Annotated in this window: 3 protein-coding genes; 2 read left to right on the plus strand and 1 reads right to left on the minus strand. The window is 61.7% G+C overall.

The annotated features are described in order from the left end of the window. Positions 1–1,467, minus strand: a 1,467-nt coding sequence (locus tag VFW45_15960) for a DUF4215 domain-containing protein (GenBank protein HEU5182281.1), incomplete at its 3' end; no start/stop codon positions are given. Between the two features lie 392 nt (positions 1,468–1,859). Here VFW45_15960 and VFW45_15965 point away from each other — a divergent pair. Further along, the gene (locus tag VFW45_15965; GenBank protein ID HEU5182282.1) at positions 1,860–2,981 is read left to right on the plus strand and encodes a DUF2914 domain-containing protein; all 1,122 of its coding nucleotides are present in this window, start codon (positions 1,860–1,862) and stop codon (positions 2,979–2,981) included. 215 nt (positions 2,982–3,196) lie between these two features. Continuing rightward, positions 3,197–4,846, plus strand: a complete 1,650-nt coding sequence (locus VFW45_15970; protein ID HEU5182283.1) for an exo-alpha-sialidase — start codon at positions 3,197–3,199, stop codon at positions 4,844–4,846. The last annotated feature ends 22 nt before the right edge of the window (positions 4,847–4,868 follow it).

Below are 4,868 nucleotides of genomic sequence, written 5' to 3' on the forward strand. Positions count from 1 at the left end.
GCACTTGGGTGCCGTAAAGACACCTGCCGTCTGCTTGCAGACGGTCGCGCCTGGTTGGATCGTCCCATAGTCAAGATTCACGGCTCCGAGAACCGGATCGCCGACCTTGACGCCGTTTCCATTGAGAACCTCCACAGGACCCGCGTTGGTCACACAGATCTGGTAGACCACACAGGTCGTTTGATCGACGGTAACGCTCTCTACAAAAGGCCCATCCGCCACGCCATCACACGCCGTTTCGCCGCTCGCACCGTCATCCGGCGCCACGGTCTTGGCGATGATCACAATGCATGGCTCGTGAATTGTGCAGTCATTTGGGCAGCCATCTGTGTCGACGTGGTTGCCGTCGTCGCAGAATTCGCCGTCGTTGACGATGCCATCACCGCAGTAGCTGCAATCCGCCCGACATGGGCTCCTGTTTCCCGCAGGTGTCGTCGGAATGGACCCGGGAGGATCGCAGGTCTCACCCGGTGAGTTGCCAACGATGCCGTCGCCGCACGCCTCAAACGGTGCGCAATTATTGGCGCAGCCATCCGTGTTGACGTTGTTGCCGTCGTCACACTGCTCGCCGTCATTGACGATACCGTCGCCGCAGAAGGTGCACTGAGCCGGACCGAGGGACCGACACACGTTCGTGTTTCCAGCCGGTACTGTCGGAATGGACCCGGGAGGATCGCAGGTTTCGCCCCCTGTGAGGCTCACGATGCCATCGCCGCATTCAAGGAAGGAGCAGTTGTTGCCGCAGGCATCCGTGTCGATGTTGTTGCCGTCGTCGCACAGCTCGCCGCCGTTGACGATACCGTCGCCGCAGAAGGTGCAGTCCGTCCGGCAAGTCCGTCCTGAGGGTGCGCCAGGCTGGAACGCTGTCTGGTCGCAGGTCTCGCCAGATCCTGGCTGCAAGAGACCATCGCCGCAGTAGGTGCAATCCTCGTTTTCAGCCGGGCAGACTCTGAGGGTGACGGATAGAGTTCGGTGGATGTACGCGAAGGCGAAATCATAATCCGGGATGATGTGAAGGATCCCGGACTCTTCTTCGAGGGCCTGCGCCGAAATAACTCCGGGATTGAACGTGACAACGCAAGCAACTTGGCACAGCGTGATTGGTGCGAAAGGTACCAGGAAATCGACGTTGGGCGGACCGCAAACCATTGCAGCACCCGTGGGGGTTCCGTCTGGCGCCGGACAGTGAACTACGATGTTAGCGTTGGTGACATCGCAGGCTGTGGGGTCATCGTTTCGTGCGATAACGGTGAAGGTCGCGGTTTCACCGCTGACGATGGAAGTCTTGTCTTTCAGAAGAGCCACATAGAGTGCATCGGTAGTACACCCTGCCGGGTTTTGGTGTGCCCAGGCCATCTGCCCACCGACCAGGGCAACCCATCCCACCAACATGCCGGCGAGCGCTCGTAACAATCTGGAATGATTGTTCGCGGAAATGCCACAAAGGTGGGAGAGAAATGCGCTCACAGGACGACGAGTTCCTGCTCAGCAAAGATTGAAAGAAATAAATCACGCAAGAAAGAGTGGGCGCACTGTACGCCCGAATAGCATGACCAGTCAAGCGAATCTGGTTTGAAGAAGGCCGGCTTATCTGGCGACGCAGGGAGCAGTGGCACCACCACGGATCGTGGCCGGTGCCGATGTCGAGCGGCAGCGGGAAGGAGTGATTGCCGACGTTGGGCGTGTTGTGGCTCGCCGCATTCCTGAACTCCCTCTGACCGCGCGGGCCGCCGCCTGAGCGTCTCGCCGGACAAGTTCTTTCCGCCCAAGGCTTGCACCGCCTACCTCTGGATTGTAAGTTTGTCCCGAGTATCGGTTGGGATTTCAATGGCCTGAACGCGATCGGGGAGAAGATGGGAATGCGCGGGACGGAGCATGACGACCACGAGGCTCCGCTCTGGCGGCAAAGTCTCCGCCTCGCCGCAGGCCGCCTTCTGAAATGGAATCTGCTGTTCTTCGTCGCGGGCTTCGCCTTCGATGTCATCGCCACGCGCGCAGGCGTGGAACACACGCTGCTCATCATCCAGCAAATCGTCTACCTTACGATCATCGGCGGCATTTTGTACGTCGATTTTGTACGCGATGCCCGGCCTGAGGCGCTCCCGATGTGGCGGTGGTTCGAATGGTTGTGGCAGTACAGAAGCCTGGCATTTCACTTCTGCCTCGGCACGCTGATGAACCTGTATTCGATCTTCTTCCTGATGAGCGCGTCGCTGTTCTCGTCGATCGCCTTTGTTGTGATCCTGTTCGGGGCCATCGTGCTCAACGAGCTGCACGTGGTCCGCCGCCACGGGTTGGACGTCAAAGTGGCGTTCTACGTGCTCTGCATCTTCTGCTTCTGGTCGCTGGTGATTCCGATTGTGCTGCGCTCCATCAGCCGGCTGACGTTTTTCCTGTCATTCGCCGCGACGCTTGCGGTGCTGGCGGGCTTCGGGGCGGTGCTGCGGCGCCGTATCGGGCGCGCGTCGCTCATCCGCAGTCTGCTGTCGCCGGGCCTTGCCGTCAGCGTGTTGTTCCTGCTGATGTATCTGATCGGCCTGATTCCCCCGGTGCCGATCGCCGCCAGGACCCTCGGCGTCTACCACGACGTCGAGCGCGTCGGGGACGAGTTCAAGCTGTCGTACGTGCCATCGTGGTGGAAGGTACGGCACGACGATAGACGCTTTGTGGCCCAGCCGGGCGACGTGGTCCATGTCTTCTTCGCGATCTTCGCGCCGACGCGCTTCGACGACACGGTGTTCGTGCGCTGGTCCTTCCGGGACAGCACGGCGACCTGGAAGGATTCCGATCGCATTCCGATCCGGATCGTGGGCGGGCGCGAAGAAGGATTCCGCGGCGTCGCGACCAAGGAGAACTATGTCGCCGGCGCCTGGCGAGTGATCGTCGAAACCCGGGACGGGCGGGAAATTGGGCGGCTGCGATTCACGATCGCCAAAGGCGACGCGGACCCGGAACGGGTTCTCAAGACCGAGGTCTATTAAGTCTCCCAGGCACTTGAAGCTCCTGGGCGACTGAAGAGATTCGAGTTACCCTCCCCCCTTTTCTCTTCGAAGCAGCCAGCACTTTCCTCGGAATCGGACCCGATTCTCCACCGGGGTAAGACCTAGGCCACCTTGACCCGATCGCCGCGCCCAAAGTAGCCTTCCGTCCTATCCAATTTTTTCTTGGAGCTCACCTCCTTCTTTCGGAGATCCTCATGCGGAAACTCCCTCTTCTCGCTCTGGTGCTTCTGGTTGCCGCCTTGGCGCTCGGCGACCGCAACCCCTCGATCGCCGGAACTTCATCGCGGAAGGCGCCGCGCAAATCGGGTATCGCCGAGTTCTTCTCCCTGACCCTGCCTTCCGGGTACGGGGCGCGCGCCGGCGCGGCCTGCGACATCGGCGCTTCCACGCAGCCTGGCGCCTATCAGGGGAACATGCTCCTGGACTGCGACGGAGAGACCCCACACAATGAAACGACCATCGCCGCCAATCCTCTCGACCCGCAGAACGTCGTGGCCGGATATCACTCCTATCAAAGGAAGGACCAGGGCAACGACAACATCATTCGAGTCGTGGGAACCGTCTCCGTCACCTACGACGGCGGCGCGAGCTGGAGCGAAGTCATCCCGCCCATCAAACCATACCAGTTCACCGGGGATCCGGCCCTCGCCTTCGATACCCGCGGCCGTCTGTACCTCGCGACCATCGCGGATCACGAAGGACCCGGCGGGAGCTTTACGGGGCCCGACGTTGTCGTCGCCACCTCCTTCGACGGCGGCTCCAGCTGGGAGTCGCCGGTGACCGTGGCCCATGGAACCAACGCCGCGACCCCCAAGAGAGGCTTCGGCCCGCTCCTCTTCAACGACAAGGACTTCCTTGCCGTCGACGTGGGACCCGGCAGCCCCTACCGGGACCGCGCCTATGTCACCTGGACCGGCTTCGAGACCGTCTTCTCGCCCAACCAGGCTTTCTTCAGATCCCCGGTCATGCTCTCCAGCTCGGATGACGGGATCCACTGGACCGAAGGGCGAGCGATCAGCGGCTTCAACCGCTCCCTGTGCGTTGCTCCTTTCTTCAGCTTCCCCGGGATGTGCGACGTGGACCAGGATTCGTATCCGGCAGTCGCTCCGAATGGGAGGGTTTACGTCAGCTTCGTCAACTTCAACACCATCGCCCAGAGCCAGATTCTGGTTGTTTCCTCCAGCGACGGAGGGGCAACCTGGCAGCCTCCCTCGAGGGTCGACTTCATCGAGAACTACAACATGCCGGTCTCGCCGCAAGGCGAAAACGTCCTCAAGGGGTGCCTTTTCCGTATGAGCTTCAACGCCAACACCGCGGCCGACCCGAGCGACCCGTCGGGGAGGACGGTCTACGTGGCCTTCGCGGACAACCGGAATGGAACGCTGGATCCCCAAGGGTTCTTCCTCTCCGACCTCGATGTGTTCCTCGGGAGGTCCACCGATGGCGGCGCGACCTGGAGCGTCATCCCGGTGAATACTCTTCCGAACGATCAGTTCTTCCCGTGGGTTTCCGTCGCGGCGGACGGGCGGGTGGACGTCGGTTACATGGACCGCTCGTATTCGAGCGGCCAGGAGGAGTGCCGTTATGGCTACTCGCTGACGCGGCTGAGGTTCGATGCCTCGGGGACGGTGGCCTCCCGCACGACGACGCGGGTGGACAGCGCTTTGTCCGATCTTTCGAATTCCTTCTGGTTCGGGCCCAACTCCCGCTTCATCGGCGACTACGCCGGGATCACGGTCGACTCCCTCGGCCGCACCTGGGCGTCCTGGACGGACCAGCGCGCCCCGGTCAGCGGAGTCGACCCACGCACAGGCCAGCACGCGGTGGCGGGCCTGGTGCCCTGATCCATAGTCCCCAAATACAGGC

Source organism: Candidatus Polarisedimenticolia bacterium (genome assembly GCA_035764505.1).
Taxonomy (GTDB): Bacteria; Acidobacteriota; Polarisedimenticolia; order Gp22-AA2; family AA152; genus AA152.

Coding starts and splice junctions, on each gene's coding strand:
- VFW45_15965 (HEU5182282.1), top strand. CDS start 1,860: ATGCGCGGGACGGAGCATGACGACCACGAGGCTCCGCTCTGGCGGCAA.
- VFW45_15970 (HEU5182283.1), top strand. CDS start 3,197: ATGCGGAAACTCCCTCTTCTCGCTCTGGTGCTTCTGGTTGCCGCCTTG.